The organism is Streptomyces sp. YGL11-2 (assembly GCF_050054615.1).
GTDB lineage: Bacteria > Actinomycetota > Actinomycetes > Streptomycetales > Streptomycetaceae > Streptomyces.
Map to the genome: position 1 here is coordinate 23358 of NZ_JBNHIN010000063.1, position 15173 is coordinate 38530.

A 15173-nucleotide genomic window follows, 5' to 3' on the forward strand; every position below is an offset into this window, starting at 1 on the left:
CACCGTACGGCCATCGCGGACAGAGGCCACTTTCACAGCGAGCCGTGCACCGCGGACTTGGAGGCGTACAAAGGGACATAGCGGTCGAGCACTGCCCGGTAGCCGGCGTGCCCCCCACTTTCCTTCGAAAGCAGGTGCCGCAGCTTTTGCACCGAGACGTAGTGATCCCGGCTCAGATCAACGTAGGTGCGTCGCGGCTCACGCTTCAACACAGCCGCTATGTGCGTCACGATGTCGTCTACCGGTACGGCTGAACCGGACGCGAGATTGATCATCTCATCGGTCACGCGCAATGCCAAGAGGCCATCGATCATGGAAATGAAGTCCCGCACGTCCAGCAGATCACGCCTGGTATCGCGAAAGATGCACACCTCGCCGCTCTCAACTTGCCGGACCAGTGCGGGAATCAGCTGGTGTGGCGACTGTCCCGGCCCGACCAGGTGACCGATCCTCAGAATCAGCCAGGAGCACCCCGAGCTTCGCGCCAGGCGCTCCATGGCAAGCTTGTGGTGACCGTACGGAGTGGTCGGATGGGAGCATTCCTCGCGGCCGGTGCAGCGCGGCGTCCCGTAAAGTCCGGCCGAAGCTGTGGAGAAAAGCACCAGGGTCCGCCCTGTGCGTCGGCACTCCCTCGCGGAATCGCGGACCAGGAGGGCCTCCCGCTCGAACGCGACAGGGGCTGCGAGCCCGACGTCGGACACACCGGCGGCGAGTAGGACGGCGTGCGGGTGAAGGTGCGATATCGCTTCCAACTGCCGGGCCAGAAAGCCGTTCCCGATGATGCGCATGGTATCGAAGCCCCCGCCCTGCTACGCGGGCACCAGGCCCGAGGCGCCATGCTCCACCAGTGGCTCCCACCACTCCCGGTGCGTCCGATACCAGGCGACAGTGTCGGCCAGCCCTTCGGCGAACGTGCGGCGGGGACGGTAGCCGAGCCGGGCGATCTTGGTGCAATCCACCGAGTACCTGCGGTCGTGGCCCGGACGGTCGGCTACCCGCACGACGCTCGTCCAGCTTGCTCCACATTCCTTGAGCAGCAGCCCCGCCAACTCCCGATTGCTCAGTTCGGTACCACCGCCAACGTTGTACGCCTCTCCCGCCGCACCTCGGGTGCGGACCAGCTCAATACCCTGGACGTGGTCGTCGATGTGAAGCCAGTCGCGGATGTGCGAGCCGTCCCCGTACAGCGGCACCGGCAGGCCGCGCAACAGGTTGGTGATGAAGCGCGGGATAACCTTCTCAGGGTGGTGGTAGTACCCATAGTTGTTGGAACAGCGGGTCACCCGCACGTCCAGGCCGTGGGTGCGGTGGTAGGCGAGTGCCAGCAGCTCGCCAGCCGCCTTGGTACCCGCGTAAGGGGAGTTGGGGTGCAGCGGGTCGGTCTCGGGCCAGGAACCGGACTCGATCGATCCGTACACCTCGTCGGTCGAGATATGGACGAAGGAGCGGACGTGGTGCTGTACGGCTGCATCCAGGAGCGTCTGAGTACCCGTCACATTCGTGGTGACGAAAGCGGACGCGTCGCGAATGGAGCGGTCGACGTGGGACTCGGCAGCGAAGTGCACCACCTCGTCGTGCGACGCCATGAGTCGGCCCACCAGCGCCGGGTCACAGATGTCACCGTGTACGAAGGTGAACCTCGGATCAGCCCGGACCGCGTCGAGGTTGGCGGGGTTTCCCGCGTACGTCAGCTTGTCCAGCACAGTCAGCCTCGCAGGGCCGGCTCCGTGGGCGGCGCCGAGCAGGGTGCGCACGTAATGCGATCCGATGAAACCGGCACCACCAGTCACCAGAACTCGGGCAGGGGCGAGGGCGTCGGGCATGACTCACCTTGGGTCGTGGGCGGGAAGATCAGGAGGACGATCGCAGGTGGGAAGCAGCCGCAGATGAAGGAGCGTCTGCTTGGCTCAGCATCCGCGCGGCAGCACCATCGTGCACCGCCAACTTGGCTTCCGTCAGCCCCATTTCCCCTGGCCAGATGGGGTGTACATGCCTGGCCGTGGTCACCCGGTCATGCCCGAAGGACTCGATTGTGGCCGCTCATGACCCGCTCCTAGGGTCCTGAACCGTCAGACACGGCCAAAATCTTGGGGGTACGGGTGACCCAGGCGCCCCTGTTCACCGATTCGAGCTGCTACCACGCAGCCTTCGCTACTCTGCTGCACACAGCCGAGCCGCACACCGATCCGTTCCGCGTGCTCGGCAACAGTGCGGCGACGTCCGCCCGCCTCGGCGACGACAATCTGCTGTCCTTCAGTGATCCCCTGGAACCGCTGACCGAGACCTTCCGTCGGCACGGCTACTCACTCGTCCAACACCCGGTGCGGAGCAAGGACGACTGGGCGAAGGCGGCGCAGGCCCTGCAGACGGGCCGGGCCATCGCGATCGCCGCTGACGCCTACTTCCTCGAGCACTACTGGGTGGGTCACGGCACCAGTCACGCTCTGCACGTTGTCGTCCTCAATGATTTCGACAAGACGACCGAAACCGTGCGGCTCACCGACCCTGGTAAGGTCGTGTTCTTCAACGACCGTGTGCCACTGGAGAAGCTGACCCCGGCCATGTGCGAGGGCGACGCCGGGCAGTCCTGGATTGAGCTCGTACCCATCCCGGGTCACTCCCCCGCCGCCGTCGGCCACCGGGCCAACCTGCTCGCTCTCGCCCAAGACCTCTCGGGAACCTCGCAGGAGGCCGGCGGGTGGCTGAGCGGCACCGAACTCACCCACACCCTGTCCACCAACCTCGACACGTTTCTGGACCTGGTGGGCAACCGGCCGCGCGGCAGCGAAGGAGCCCAGCAGGACTGGGGCCCAGGCCCCTGGCTGCTCCTTGGACTGTGGTGGTACCACCACACCCTGCGCTGGCTGTCAGGGCACCTGGGCACGCTCGCCGCCGACGGCTCACTGCAGAACGGCACGCAACTCGTCGACGCCGTGGAACGAGCCTCCCGCGACCTGCTGGTGGTGCGCAATCTGATCATGCGCCTCGGTGTGATGACCGCGGACGACCCCCGGTCGATCACGTTCCGCAACCAGCTGCGTCCGCGCCTCGCACTCGCTGCACAGAACCTGGAAACGGCCGGAACGGCACTGGCCGCGCTGGCGGAGGAGAACCGGTGATCACCACCCCCGTACCGCCCGCGCACGCCCTACGCCTCAACCTCGCCCCGTACCGCAACAACGCCGCCTTCCTCGCCGTGGACGCCACCCCCGGCGACGGCTTCGACGGCTTCGGCCGTGCCTGTCCTGCCGAGCAGATAGCGGGCGCCGCAGCCGTACTTGGCCTGCCGGACGACTTCGGGCACGGCATCCCGGACAACATCGCTTGCGAAGGCCAAGTCCTGGCCCTGGACTCTCCCTTGCTCGTCAGCGGGATCGAGGTGGTCGGCGCCGGTTCAGGGGGTGCCGTGAGCGAGAGTCTCTTCCTCGCCCCCGGTGACGACTCGTCGGCCATCGGGGCGCAGGTCGAGCTGAGCGACTTCCTCTCCCGCCGGCCGGTCTTCGACGACACCTGCTTCGCCCACAGCAGTTTCCTGTACGACATCGGCGGTCGAGCCGAGCACGGCGCCGAGCCCCGGCTGTGGCGCTCCTCCACCTGGCTCACGGACCCGGCTCGCTGCCAGGAGCTCATCCTGCCGGTCAACCCTGACCTGCACATCATGGGAATCTGGCTGATCCCGGCGGCCGGCCGATGAGATGCCTCTACCTCACTCAGGAGCTCGCCCCGTACTTCGTGGAAGGCGGACTCGGGCAGACCGCACGAGCACTGCCCCTCGCTTTGGAGCAGGACCACGGGCTCGTACACGACCTCGTCGTGCCCTACTACCCATGGCTGGTGGACGACCACGGTCTCCATACCGAAAGAGTGTGGAGCACCAAGTCGCTGGCCGTGGGCGGAGTGAGCGCGCCCGCTCAGGTAGACAGGCTGCTCGTCCGGGAGGGGCCGGGCGAGGTGTACCTGGTCCGCTCCGGCCACTGGTACGACCGCGCCGGGATGTACCGGGACGCGCAGTACCTGGAATACGCGGACGCCACCGCACGCGCCGCCTTCTTCGGAGCATGCACGGCCGCCTGGCTGACCTCCACGGGCCGCGGCTACGACCTTGTGCACGGCAACGACTGGCAGTCGGGACCGGCCCTCGCCCATCTGCGGTCGATGCGCGGGGCCTCCCCGCGACCGGCTCTGCTGCTGAACGTGCACAGTGCCGAGTACACCGGTGTGGTGGCGCCCGGTGAGATCTCCTCGCTCAGCCTGCCGGAGTACTGGCATCGGGAGCTGGCCGCGGCCGGCGATGAAGCAAGTCTGCTGCTGCTCGGGGCGCTGGCTGCCGATGCGGTAACCACCGGAAGCCCCTCGTACGCCCAAGAGCTGCTGGCGCAGACGGCTGACAGTGCTCTGGGCGGCGCGCTCAACTCCCGCCCGCTGACCGGGATCGTCGCCGGAATCGACACCGAGTTGTGGCGGCCGGAAGCCCGGGCGCGCCTCACCGTGCCCTACGGCCCCCAGGACGTGCGCCGGGGCAAAGCCGCCAACAAGCGGCTGCTCCAGGAGCGGTGCGGCCTGAAGGCGGATCCCGCGGTGCCGCTGCTCGGCGTGTGTTCACGGATCGTGCCCGAGAAGGGCACCGACCTGCTACTCGAAGCGATCGCTCCGCTGGTGCGGGACGGTGCCTGTCAACTGGTCGTGATGGGGCAGGGGGACGCGGCTCTCGTGTCGGCCCTCGTCTCGCTCGCGCGCGACGTACCTCTCGGCATGCACCACGTACCGGCTTTCGATCAGGACTCGGCATGGCTGACATACGCGGGCGCCGACTTCACTGTCATGCCGTCGCGCGCCGAACCCTGCGGGCTCAACCAGCTCATCGCCATGACATACGGGACGGTGCCGGTGGTCAGTGCGGTCGGCGGCCTGCGCGACACCGTCATCGACCTCGACTCCAGCAACGAAGGAACGGGCTTCGTCCTGCCGGAGCTGACCGCCGGCGCGCTGCGGCACACCGTACTGAGGGCGGCGCGCTGGCTGTCCGGACCTGCGGACCAGGTCGAAGCCGTGCGGCGCCGGGTGATGGCCCAGGACTGGTCCTGGGACCGTTCGGCCCGCGACACGGCCGAGTTGTACACACGGACCGCGAACGCACGAGCAGCTCAGCTGTAACCGGCCCACTCACCGCCCCGCTGATCCCGGCCGACTCCGGCCACCCCCCGGCTCCCCACCAACGAAGAAGGTGCTCCCATCATGGTCGAGGCAACCGACCGCCAGCACGACATCTCCTCCTACTTGTTGCGCCTACGCCAAGCCATCGCCGAGGTATCCACCACCGACCTGGTCTGGGTGGCAGAGAAGATAGAGCGCGCCTACCTGGACGGTCGCACGCTCTACCTCTGCGGGAACGGCGGCAGCGCGGCCACTGCCTCGCACCTGGCGGTCGACCTGTCCAAGAACACCCGGGTGCCGGGGCAGGCACCCGTGTGCACGATGTCCCTGGTGGACCACGTCCCGTCGCTGACCGCCTGGGCGAACGACGTGAGTTACGACGAGGTATTCACCGGGCAACTGGCCGGGCTCGCCCAGCCTGGCGACGTCGTCATCGGCATCAGCACGAGCGGGAATTCTCCCAACGTCCTGCAGGCACTGCGCTACGGTCGCGCCCACGGCATGACCACCATCGGGCTGCTCGGTCCGGAGGGTGGGATCGCCCGCGAACTGTGCGACGCCTATGTCCTGGCGCCGGCGGAGTCGATCGAGGAGCAGGAAGACATCCACATGTCGCTGGCGCACATCCTCACCCGTCACATGCGTTCCTACGTGCGTGCCCTGGCCGAACCCGGACATGAGTCGCTGGCCGGTGCGGGCACGGCGGGCGGACAGTGAATGGGCGCCCGGCCGTCTTTCTCGACCGGGACGGAACCCTGACCGAACCCCGCCACTATCCGAGCCGGCCCGAGGATCTGGTACTCCAGCCAGACGTGGAACCGGCCCTGTACGAACTGCAGACGCAGCGCCGGGCGCTCGTGGTGATCACCAACCAGTCCGGGCTCGCCCGTGGCCTGTTCTCGGCGCTGGACCTTGACGCCATGCACCGGCATCTGCGCCGTCTGCTGCAGAAATCGGGTGTGGTACTCGACGGGATCTATGCCTGCCCGCACCACAGCGACGGTGCGGTGGACGGACTGTCCTTCCGGTGCGGCTGTCGCAAACCCCGGCCGGGCCTGCTGCACCACGCGGCCGAGGAGCTGGGCCTTGACCTGTCTGCCTCGTGGATGGTCGGCGACTTCGACTCGGACGTCGAGGCGGGACGCCAGGCGGGCTGCCGTACCGCACTGGTTGGCCCCGCCGTCCGCGAGGCCGCGTCGGCCGGGCCGAACCCGGCCCGGGAAGAATCCGCCGACGGCCAGGACGCGGACCGCCAGGAAGGAAACAGTCCGCACCGGGACGCTCTGTTTTCCGGCCACGCCTCACATCCCACCCTGCAGGCCGCCACCACAGCCGAGGCACTGCGCCGCATCGCCCGCCATCCCGCCCGAGCACTCTGTTGAACTCCTCCGTCTCTCAAGGCACCGCCAGACCGATCGGACCTCCTATGCCCACGCCTCACAGCACCCGCGCTCGCCTGGCCGACGGCCGTGAGATCCACTTCTATGACGATGTTGCCGGGCGCCACCGCACGGTGACCGACACTCGCGCGCTCCCGCCGGTCGAATCCGCGTCCGAGCTACGCTGGGACCCGACGGTCGAGGAATGGGTCGTCATGGCCACCCACCGCAAGGACCGATCCGGCGGTGCCGCTGTCCCGTGCCCCTTATGCCCGTCCTCGGAATCGGCGGCAACCGAAATCCCCGCCCACGACTACGACGTGGCGGTCTTCGAGAACCGCTATCCAGCACTGAGAGGCGCCGCGTCTCCGGACGAGCGCGGTGCATCGCTCTCGTCCCCGGCCGGCGGCCGTTGCGAGGTGATGGCCTTCGGCAGCGAGCACGAGACCTCGCTGGCCCGGATGTCCGAACAGCGGGTGCGCACGGTTGTCAAGGCCTGGGCAGACCGTACCCGGGCGCTGAACGCGCTGCCCAGTGTCGAACAGGTGGTCTGCTTCGAGAACCGGGGTAGCGAGATCGGTGCAACGTTGACACACCCGCACGGCCAGATCTACGGCTATCCGTTCATGCCGAGCCGGTTCGAGCGCATGCGGCAGGCTGCCCGGCACGCCAGGGCAAGAGGTGCGGAATGCGTGTTCTGCTCCGTCCTCAACCGTGAACTCGCAGCCGGCCAGCGGATCGTGGCGCGCTCCGAGCACTGGACGGCCTTCGTTCCGCATGCAGCACGCTGGCCCTACGAGGTTCACCTGTACGCCCACCGGCACGTGCCGGACCTGGCTGCGCTCACCGAGGAGGAGCGGGTGGACCTCGCAGGCGCATACCGGTCGCTGCTGCGCCGATTCGAGACGGTCGCCGAAGCAGCACTGCCGTACATGGCACTGTGGATCCAGGCTCCGGCGAACGGCGACCGCGAGCTCGGACATCTCCACGCCCAGGTGTTCTCTGACAGGGCAACCCCGCTGAAGCCCAAACGGCTGGCCGCGGGCGAACTGGGCGCGGGCACATTCATCAGCGAGGTGGAGCCGGAACAGGCAGCCGCCGCGCTGCGCACGGCCGACACCTGGGTGCACCCGATGCCGCCTCGCCGCGGCCTCGTGAGCCGCACCGACAACGACTGAGGAAGCCGAGGCAGCAACCGTGTGGATCAGTAGTGCTCCTCTGCGCGTCTCACTGGCGGGCGGCGGCACCGATGTGCCCAGCTATGCCGACCGGTTCGGCGGCGTGGTCCTGGGCACCACCATCGACCTGCGGGTCACCGTCGTGGGCCGACCGGCCCGTACGCACGGGCACATCCGGGCGTGCCTGGACTCCTGCAGCAGCACCGCCGCCGGTGACGTCGCCAATCCGTTCGCCCGGGAGGCGCTGCGCCGGCACTGGGGTGGCAACCCCCTGGAACTCGCCTCGTTCGCCGACGTTCCCGGCGGCACCGGCCTGGGCAGCTCGTCGGCATTCACTGTCGCGCTGGTCGCGGGCCTGACGGCCGGACAGTTGGACCCGGCGGCGGCAGCCAAGGCGGCCAGTGTCATCGAGACCGAAGGGCTCGGGCGGCCGGTGGGTCGCCAGGACCAGTACTTGTCGGCACTCGGCGGCTTCCATCTGCTTCACTTCTCTCACCGCGGCGTAGTAGAAGCCGAAAAGGTGCCGGTAGACGAGGAGTTCGTACGCCGACTCGACGATGAGCTGTTGCTCTTCTTCACCGGCAGAACCCGGGATTCAGGTGAGGTGCTCGGTGAACAGAACGCACGGGTGGGGCAAAGCGACAGGGCCGCAGAGCGCAGGCTGCACGAGATCAAGGCACTGACCTGGCCGGCGCTGGACGCCCTGAAGAACAACGACACGACTGCTCTGGGGAAGGTCCTGGGCCGTCACTGGGACCTGAAACGACAGCTCGGTGCGCAGGTCTCCCTTCCATCCGTCGACCGGGCCTACGCCGACGCGATCCGCGCGGGCGCGAGCGGCGGAAAGCTGCTGGGGGCAGGGGGCGGTGGCTTCCTGCTGCTGCACGCGAAGGCCGGGGTCCAGGAGGAGGTCCGGGCGGCCGTGACAACCCACGGTCTCACTGAGCAACCGTTCCACTTCGACGGACGGGGAGTCCACGTCGCCGCCGTCGACCCGGCAGGACCCCCGAGAGAGCCGGTGCCCACCGCAACGTAAGCCCCAACCAGGGTTCCTGTTCCGCCTTCTCCGTCCTGCTGCCTCCACTCCGGCGGGCTCCCAGCCTGCCGGACCCATCTCCTGGAGTTCTCTATGCTCACCCCCTACCGACAGCTATTCTCCGCGAAGGGCTCCATCGGCTTCACCACCACCGGATTCCTGGCCCGGCTCGCCCTGTCGATGTCCGGCATCGGCACCCTCGTGATGGTCGCTTCCATACGCGACTCCTATGCCCTGGCCGGCGCCGTCTCGGGCGCCTCGCTCGCCGCCACTCTGCTCACGATCCCACTCCTCGGCCGCCTCATCGACCGCTACGGACAGTCCAGAATCGCCGTTCCGGCGGCTGCCTGGTCGGCGCTGATGTCGGCGGCACTGGTGTTGTGCCTCTCCTTCGACGCACCGACTTGGACCCTGTTCGCCACCAGCATCCTGTCTGCCACAGCTCCCAACGTCGGCGGCATGGCGCGCGCCCGCTGGGCCGAGGTCCATGACGGCAACGCGGACTGCATGCACGTGGCGAACTCCTTCGAACAGATCCTGGACGAGGTGTGCTTCATCCTCGGACCGATCCTGGCCGTGGGGCTCGCCACCGGGATAGCGCCGGAAGCGGGCCGCATCGTCCCGCTGGTCCTCACCCTGGTCGGCACCTTCCTGTTCGCCGCACAACGCTCCACCGAACCCCCCGTGCAGCCGGCCGACCCGTCCGCCTCCCGCTCGCCGCTCAGGAACCGGGGCCTCCAGGTCATGATGCTGGCATTCCTGTTCACCGGTTCGATCTTCGGTTCGCTGGAGATGGTCACCGTCGCCTTCTCCGACTCCCTGGGATACAAGTCGTCGTCCGGTGCGGTGCTGGCGATGCAGGCCATCGGGTCGGCCGTGGCCGGCATGCTGTTCGGCATGATCACACTGCGCGGCACGAGCACCTCGCGCTTCCTCACGGGGGTCGCCGGCATGGCGCTGCTGATGCTCCCGCTGAACCTTGCCGGATCCATCTGGTCACTGGCGGTGTTGATGTTCCTCGCGGGTATGGGCACCTCGCCCACGATGATCACTGGCATGGGACTGGTCCAGGAGCTGATCCCGCGTTCCCAGATCAACGAGGGCATGACGCTTGCGGTCACCAGCCTCCTGGGCGGCATCTCGCTGGGCGGCATGGTCGCGGGCTGGTCGGTCGAGCGGTTCGGCGCCGACTCCGGCTATCTCCTGCCGTCCGCTGCGGGCCTGCTCGCGCTGACCGTTGCCGGGGTCGGACTTGCCCGGCTACGCAAGCAACTCGAGGTGCAGGCCACTGGGTCCACCGCTCCGGCCGACATCACAGAGCCATCTGCCGCCCAGGCACCGCCAGTTCAGTAAGCTGACGCAGAGTCACAATGCACAGCAGTCGATGTCGGGTCCGCTCCTCTCGAGCAGGCCCGACATCGGCGCAGTCAGGCAACGTGACGCGGCAGCCATCCCTTCTGTACAGCCAGGGAACCGGCCTGGAACCGGCTGCGGGCGCCAAGGCGTTCCATCATGTCGTTGGCTATCCTGCGTGCGGTGCGCGAAGAGACCCCGAGTCGTTTGGCGACGGTGTCGTCGGTCAACCCCCGGTACAGAAGCTTGAGCACTTCACGCTCCTGCGCGTTGAGCCCGGACTCGTCATTCCTGCGCTCCTCACCGAGTCCGGCGGCGGACTCCCACACACCGTCAAACAACGCGCACAGCGCCGTCAGCGTCCCTTGACCGGTCAGCACCACCGCGGCCTCTCGCGCGTTGTCCGCCCGGACCGGAATGACCGCTGTCTCCCGGTCCACCAGGATCATCCGAACCGGCAGCGAGGCAACGGTCCGCACCTCTCCCCCGCGCCCCGTGAACCATCTCGCGTACTCCTCGGTGTACGGACTGTTGCGGACGCTCTCCAGATACACCGTGCGCATCCCCACACCCCGGCCGAGCAGTTGGACATCGAGCCTCTTGGCGGCTTCCAGACTCTCGGGACTGTGCGCACCTCCCGGGGCGAAAGTCATCACCTCGCGCTGCACCCGCCGGGTGAGAATCGCGAGCTTCTCCCGAATCCGTTCGACGCCCATCAGGTGCTCGACATCGGGCCGCCCGCTCTCCTTACGTACCTCGGAGAACCGGGCGATCAACTGGGCCGCGGCCGCCCGCGACGCCTCCACCCGCTGCTGTTGCGCGGCGAGCTCCGCCTGCTGCCGGGCAAGCAGCGCCTCCATGCCGAGCTCCGGACTGACCGCATACAGGCCCTCGCTCCGGGACGGACGCACCAGCGACAGCTCGTGCAGACGGTCCAGCGCGGCGCGGATCTCCTGCTCCTCTCGACGCAGAAGCAGAGCAAGGCCGGATACACCTTCGCCTGGGTGGGATAACATGGAGCGGTATACCTCTTCGGTACATGCGTCCAGGCCCAGCAATGCAAGCACCATTGACGACTACCCCTCGCCCGAGTGATCATGACTGAGGAAGATCATGCCAGACGGTCGGGGTTAAGTGGCAGGACGAACAAGGTAGTTGCCGGAACCTGCCACCGGGTGTGGCTTGTAAGTACGGCGAACGCGCGCGAGGTTCAACTTCATGCATCTGGTCCACGTCCGGCTGCGTGCCGCGCGCCCGCGGCACCTGCCCCCCGACGCGTGTGCGCAACTCCTCGCCCTAGCCCGGCCCGGGGACGCACTGGAACACGTCAGCCCCAGCTCCGCCCTCGACAAGAACCCGACCCTGGGACTCTTCTTCTCCTGCCCCTCCCTCAAGGAAGCGGAGCGAGCCGCTCTGCGGCTCGCGCTGCAGGCGCTGCGCTCACCCGTGTTCGCGGGATACGCCGTCGAGGCCTGCGGAGCCACGCTAATCTCTCTACTCTCCCTTCTGCCGGACGAGCCGCCGACCACCTGACCTCATCCGGTCATGGACGCATTCGGCCGGACCGGCGCAGTTCCGCTCTGGCTTGCACGCCATAAGACTCACGATCAATTCGACGATGCCCGAGAGCATCGCCTTCCGCGGCAAGCCCGCCAGTCACCGGCAGGAACTCACGAGAGAGAGCCGACAACCATGCTGGAACTCACCAACGCGCCGCCGACCATGGCCTCTCCACCTCCTCTCACCTCCCTCTCCCCCTTTTCCCCGGACAGCGTCCAGCAAGCGAACCGGGCAGCACTCGAAGCCGCACGCGCTGCGGAGGAACGCACCGTGGCCCTGCTCGTCTCCAGCCAAGTCGTCCGCGCCGGCCTCGAAGCAATCCTCGACGACGTGCCGGGCATCAGCGCCGTAATCGTGCTGGAGCCCGAAACACTGCACAGGCCATACCCGTCACACAGCTTCGACGTCCTGATCGTCGCTTCGGAGCAGTGGCACCTCCTTTCGGACACGCAGGACGACCGGTCCTGTCCGCTGCCACCGGTCCTGGTCCTGGGCGACCCCGTCCGTGACCGCCGCAGCCCCTCCTTCGGAACGCTGCCCGGCGACGGTTTCCTGTCACTCGCCGACCTCTGCTGGCAGTCGCTGGCCGACGCGGTGGAACGCACACTTGCCGGTGAAGTGCCGATGCCGGCGTCGCTGGCCCGGGAACTCTTGAACCTGCACCGGATACAGCTGCCGCGGGCCTCCGCCAGGGCAACCACCCTCACTCCCCGCGAGAATGAGACGCTCCAGCTGATGGCCAGCGGCATGAGCAACAAGCAGATCGCCCGCGCCCTTGCCATCTCACCCCACGGGGCGAAGCGGCTGGTGGGTTCAGTGCTGGCGAAGTTCGACGCCCCCAACCGGACCGCGGCGGTGGTCAGCGCGGTCAACGCGGGCCTGGTGTGAGCCCGTACGACCGTGCACCCTACGTCCGCCCAGATGTTGGGCGCACTTGTACGGTCAGCGAGGTCCTGGTTCATACCTGGCACCACCGGAACACACCTGACCCCTCGCAATCATCTGACGCGCCATCAGAACAAACGTCAGATGAACGTCACGAGCGTCAAGATGTCAATCGTAACGCCCACACCACACATCATGCCCATCGAAAAAGCCGCAGGTCAGTCACCCTTCTCCACCGGCTCAAGACTCACCACGCACTCCACGTGGCGAGTCATCTACAACACGATACGCGGGTCGAGACTGAAGAAAATCGCAGGTCAGGTGCGGTTTTCCGTCTCCATTTGGGTTCGCCAGGCGCGCTGAGCGTCAAGTTGCTGACCAAGCCGAGCAACGCGGCCCTGCGGCGGATCCGGGAACGGCTTGCCGCCGAGGTGCTGGCCCTGCGAGGGGCCGACACGGTGATCGCCAAGCTCAACCCGATCATCAAGGGCTGGGCCGCCTACTACCGGATCCGGGTGTCCAAGCGGGCGTTCAGCTCGCTGGACGCCTACGTGTGGAGACTGGTTTACAAGTGGGCCAAGTTCTCCCACCCGAACACGCCGATGCGCTGGGTGACCGCCCGGTACTTCGGCATGTTCAACCCGTTCAGGCAGGACACGTGGGTATTCGGGGACCGCGTCAGCGGTTTCTATCTCTACAAGTTCGCCTGGACGCCGATCGTCCGGCACCGGAGGTGCCAGGAAGGGCGTCAACCGAGACCATCCCGCCCTGGCCGACTTCTGGGCCAAGCGGCGCAGCTGCGGCAAACTCCCGCTGGGCAAAGGCACCTTGCATCTGTTGCAGAAGCAAGGCTGCCGATGTCCGCTCTGCGGAGGGCTGCTGCTGCACGCCGACCATGAGCCGCAAATCCCCGACCAGTGGGAGCAGTGGCTCAAGGCCACCCGCACCGCGATCCGCAAACACGCGGTCACCGCCGACGCGGGCAACGGCAAGCCGGACAAACCCGCCGCCTCACGCCTGATGCACACCTACTGCCAGCGTCGGCTCGCCACTGGCCCCGACCGATGACCAGGACTTTTGTGCGTCCGCGAGCCCATGGGGCTTGCTTGAGCCGGTTGCTCGGAAAGCGGGCACGGCCGGTTCTGAGGGGGGACCGCTGCAGCAATGCAGCGGTCCTACCCGACGAGCGATGGTTCGCCGAGCTGGAACGACGCTGCCTGGAGCGTGGGGTGTTCTGTTACCTCGACGACCTCAAGGCCGCACTCGAGAACTGGATCAAGGTCTGGAACGGCGAAGCCCGGCCGTTCCAGTGGACCAAAACCGCCGACCAGACCCTTGACCGGATCTGCCGCTACTGCTCGCGCATCTCCGAACCACATCACTAGTAGTACTTCGTTAACTTGATTTGATCGTGCGGTGCTGGGTCGGGCATGGTGGTCCGGTGGACTTGGGGGAACTCGAGGAACTTCGTGGCCAGTTGGCGGCGTTCGTGGCCGAGGTGTTTGTTTCGGTGCGGCGAAAGGACACGCGTGGGTGGGGTGAGTGCTACCTGCGCGGGTTGATGCTGGACGGTCGCCGCAAGTCGATCCAGCCGATGGCTGAGCGACTGCCGGGTGGCGATATGCAGGCCCTGCAGCAGTTCGTGAACCAATCGCCGTGGGACCACACCGCGGTGTTGCGGGCGGTGGCCCTCAAGACGGTGCCGGTGGTCGATACGATGGTGTGGGTGATCGATGACGTGTCGTTCCCCAAGGACGGGAAGATGTCGGTGGGGGTGGCCCGCCAGTGGTGCGGGGCACTGGGCAAGCAGTCCAACTGCCAGGTCGCAGTTAGTTTGCACGCCGCCTCCGATACCGCCTCGGTGCCGATCTCGTGGCGGCTGTTCGTGCCCGAGGAATGGGATCAGGATGGCGAACGCCGAGCGAAGACCGGCATGCCGGACGAGGTCGGGCACCGGGAGAAGTGGCGCCTTGCCCTGGACCTGATCGACGAGGCCGTCTGTTGGGGCCTTGCCCCGAAGATCATCGTGGCTGACGCCGGGTACGGCCAGAACACCGCGTTCCGGCAGGCGCTGTCGGACCGTGGCTTGGACTTCATCGTCGCGGTGCGGGCTGATGAGTCCGCCCATCCGCGCGACGCGGTGCCTACCGCACCGGTCTGGAGCGGAACCGGGCGCAAGCCCGCCACCCGATACCGCAGCCCGGCGCTGCCCTTGAAGGCCCTGGCCACCGGATCGGGACGCAAGAGCTACCGGCAGGCGACCTGGCGAAGGGGTTCGCGCGGCCCGATGCGCTCAAGGTTCAAGGCCGACACAGTGCGACCGGCGGGCATCGCGGCCCGCAGATTCGCCCTGACCCAAGCGGGCGGTGCCGCCGCCTGGGACGGAGTGCTGCCCACCGCGACGCTGCTGAGTNGGGCATCGCGGCCCGCAGATTCGCCCTGACCCAAGCGGGCGGTGCCGCCGCCTGGGACGGAGTGCTGCCCACCGCGACGCTGCTGAGTGAGTGGCCCACCAGACAGAAGGAGCCTACTGACTACTGGCTGACCAACCTGCCCGCCGACACCCCGCTGCGGCACCTGGTCCGTCTGGCGAAGATGCGCTGGCGCATCGAACACGACTACCGGGAA

Annotated in this window: 16 protein-coding genes and 1 pseudogene; 14 read left to right on the forward strand and 3 right to left on the reverse strand. The window is 67.5% G+C overall.

The window, feature by feature from the left end; translation table 11 throughout:
- Positions 1-32 precede the first annotated feature (32 nt).
- Positions 33-788 carry an NAD-dependent epimerase/dehydratase family protein gene (locus ACO1BR_RS38275; RefSeq protein WP_426799723.1) on the reverse strand — a complete coding sequence of 252 codons (756 nt, stop codon included), beginning with the start codon at positions 786-788 and terminating at the stop codon, positions 33-35.
- Between the two features lie 21 nt (positions 789-809).
- Positions 810-1823 carry a dTDP-glucose 4,6-dehydratase gene (gene rfbB / locus ACO1BR_RS38280; RefSeq protein WP_426799724.1) on the reverse strand — a complete coding sequence of 338 codons (1014 nt, stop codon included), beginning with the start codon at positions 1821-1823 and terminating at the stop codon, positions 810-812.
- A 276-nt stretch (positions 1824-2099) separates the two neighbouring features.
- Between rfbB and ACO1BR_RS38285 the strand changes: the two genes are divergently transcribed.
- The 8 genes from ACO1BR_RS38285 (at position 2100) to ACO1BR_RS38320 (ending at position 10100) form a co-directional block, all read left to right on the forward strand.
- Positions 2100-3119, forward strand: a complete 1020-nt coding sequence (locus ACO1BR_RS38285) for a hypothetical protein (RefSeq protein WP_426799725.1) — start codon at positions 2100-2102, stop codon at positions 3117-3119.
- Positions 3116-3694: a hypothetical protein gene (locus ACO1BR_RS38290; RefSeq protein WP_426799726.1), complete on the forward strand. Its 579-nt coding sequence runs from the start codon at positions 3116-3118 to the stop codon at positions 3692-3694. Before ACO1BR_RS38285 ends, ACO1BR_RS38290 begins: the two co-directional genes overlap by 4 nt.
- The gene (locus tag ACO1BR_RS38295) at positions 3691-5154 is read left to right on the forward strand and encodes a glycogen synthase (RefSeq protein WP_426799727.1); all 1464 of its coding nucleotides are present in this window, start codon (positions 3691-3693) and stop codon (positions 5152-5154) included. The genes ACO1BR_RS38290 and ACO1BR_RS38295 overlap by 4 nt, the downstream gene beginning before the upstream one ends.
- 81 nt (positions 5155-5235) lie before the next feature.
- The gene (locus ACO1BR_RS38300; protein ID WP_426799728.1) at positions 5236-5871 is read left to right on the forward strand and encodes a D-sedoheptulose-7-phosphate isomerase; all 636 of its coding nucleotides are present in this window, start codon (positions 5236-5238) and stop codon (positions 5869-5871) included.
- Positions 5868-6536, forward strand: coding sequence for a D-glycero-alpha-D-manno-heptose-1,7-bisphosphate 7-phosphatase (locus ACO1BR_RS38305; protein ID WP_426799729.1), 669 nt, complete (start codon positions 5868-5870; stop codon positions 6534-6536). Before ACO1BR_RS38300 ends, ACO1BR_RS38305 begins: the two co-directional genes overlap by 4 nt.
- A 44-nt stretch (positions 6537-6580) precedes the next feature.
- Entirely contained in the window at positions 6581-7711 is a 1131-nt protein-coding gene (gene galT / locus ACO1BR_RS38310) for a galactose-1-phosphate uridylyltransferase (RefSeq protein ID WP_426799738.1), read from the forward strand.
- Positions 7712-7730: 19 nt separating this feature from the next.
- Entirely contained in the window at positions 7731-8747 is a 1017-nt protein-coding gene (locus tag ACO1BR_RS38315) for a hypothetical protein (RefSeq protein ID WP_426799730.1), read from the forward strand.
- Positions 8748-8840: 93 nt separating this feature from the next.
- Complete coding sequence (locus ACO1BR_RS38320) at positions 8841-10100, forward strand: MFS transporter (protein ID WP_426799731.1); 1260 nt, start codon at positions 8841-8843, stop codon at positions 10098-10100.
- A 74-nt stretch (positions 10101-10174) separates the two neighbouring features.
- Here the strand turns inward: ACO1BR_RS38320 and ACO1BR_RS38325 are convergent, their stop codons facing one another.
- Positions 10175-11170: a LuxR C-terminal-related transcriptional regulator gene (locus ACO1BR_RS38325; protein ID WP_426799732.1), complete on the reverse strand. Its 996-nt coding sequence runs from the start codon at positions 11168-11170 to the stop codon at positions 10175-10177.
- A 148-nt stretch (positions 11171-11318) separates the two neighbouring features.
- Here ACO1BR_RS38325 and ACO1BR_RS38330 point away from each other — a divergent pair, with 148 nt between their 5' ends.
- From ACO1BR_RS38330 to ACO1BR_RS38355, 6 genes and pseudogenes are all read left to right on the forward strand, one after another.
- On the forward strand, positions 11319-11633 hold the full coding sequence (locus ACO1BR_RS38330) for a hypothetical protein (RefSeq protein ID WP_426799733.1): 315 nt from the start codon (positions 11319-11321) through the stop codon (positions 11631-11633).
- 12 nt (positions 11634-11645) lie between these two features.
- Positions 11646-12548 carry a response regulator transcription factor gene (locus ACO1BR_RS38335; RefSeq protein WP_426799734.1) on the forward strand — a complete coding sequence of 301 codons (903 nt, stop codon included), beginning with the start codon at positions 11646-11648 and terminating at the stop codon, positions 12546-12548.
- 260 nt (positions 12549-12808) lie between these two features.
- Positions 12809-13444, forward strand: a complete 636-nt coding sequence (locus ACO1BR_RS38340; protein ID WP_426799735.1) for a group II intron maturase-specific domain-containing protein — start codon at positions 12809-12811, stop codon at positions 13442-13444.
- Positions 13383-13613, forward strand: a complete 231-nt coding sequence (locus ACO1BR_RS38345; protein ID WP_426799736.1) for a hypothetical protein — start codon at positions 13383-13385, stop codon at positions 13611-13613. Before ACO1BR_RS38340 ends, ACO1BR_RS38345 begins: the two co-directional genes overlap by 62 nt.
- 161 nt (positions 13614-13774) lie before the next feature.
- The gene (locus ACO1BR_RS38350) at positions 13775-13930 is read left to right on the forward strand and encodes a hypothetical protein (RefSeq protein WP_426799737.1); all 156 of its coding nucleotides are present in this window, start codon (positions 13775-13777) and stop codon (positions 13928-13930) included.
- A 56-nt stretch (positions 13931-13986) separates the two neighbouring features.
- A pseudogene (locus ACO1BR_RS38355) lies at positions 13987-15173 on the forward strand (IS701 family transposase); the annotation flags it as partial.

Coding starts and splice junctions, on each gene's coding strand:
- ACO1BR_RS38275 (WP_426799723.1), bottom strand. CDS start 788: ATGCGCATCATCGGGAACGGCTTTCTGGCCCGGCAGTTGGAAGCGATA.
- rfbB (WP_426799724.1), bottom strand. CDS start 1,823: ATGCCCGACGCCCTCGCCCCTGCCCGAGTTCTGGTGACTGGTGGTGCC.
- ACO1BR_RS38295 (WP_426799727.1), top strand. CDS start 3,691: ATGAGATGCCTCTACCTCACTCAGGAGCTCGCCCCGTACTTCGTGGAA.
- ACO1BR_RS38300 (WP_426799728.1), top strand. CDS start 5,236: ATGGTCGAGGCAACCGACCGCCAGCACGACATCTCCTCCTACTTGTTG.
- galT (WP_426799738.1), top strand. CDS start 6,581: ATGCCCACGCCTCACAGCACCCGCGCTCGCCTGGCCGACGGCCGTGAG.
- ACO1BR_RS38320 (WP_426799731.1), top strand. CDS start 8,841: ATGCTCACCCCCTACCGACAGCTATTCTCCGCGAAGGGCTCCATCGGC.
- ACO1BR_RS38325 (WP_426799732.1), bottom strand. CDS start 11,170: ATGGTGCTTGCATTGCTGGGCCTGGACGCATGTACCGAAGAGGTATAC.
- ACO1BR_RS38330 (WP_426799733.1), top strand. CDS start 11,319: ATGCATCTGGTCCACGTCCGGCTGCGTGCCGCGCGCCCGCGGCACCTG.
- ACO1BR_RS38335 (WP_426799734.1), top strand. CDS start 11,646: ATGGACGCATTCGGCCGGACCGGCGCAGTTCCGCTCTGGCTTGCACGC.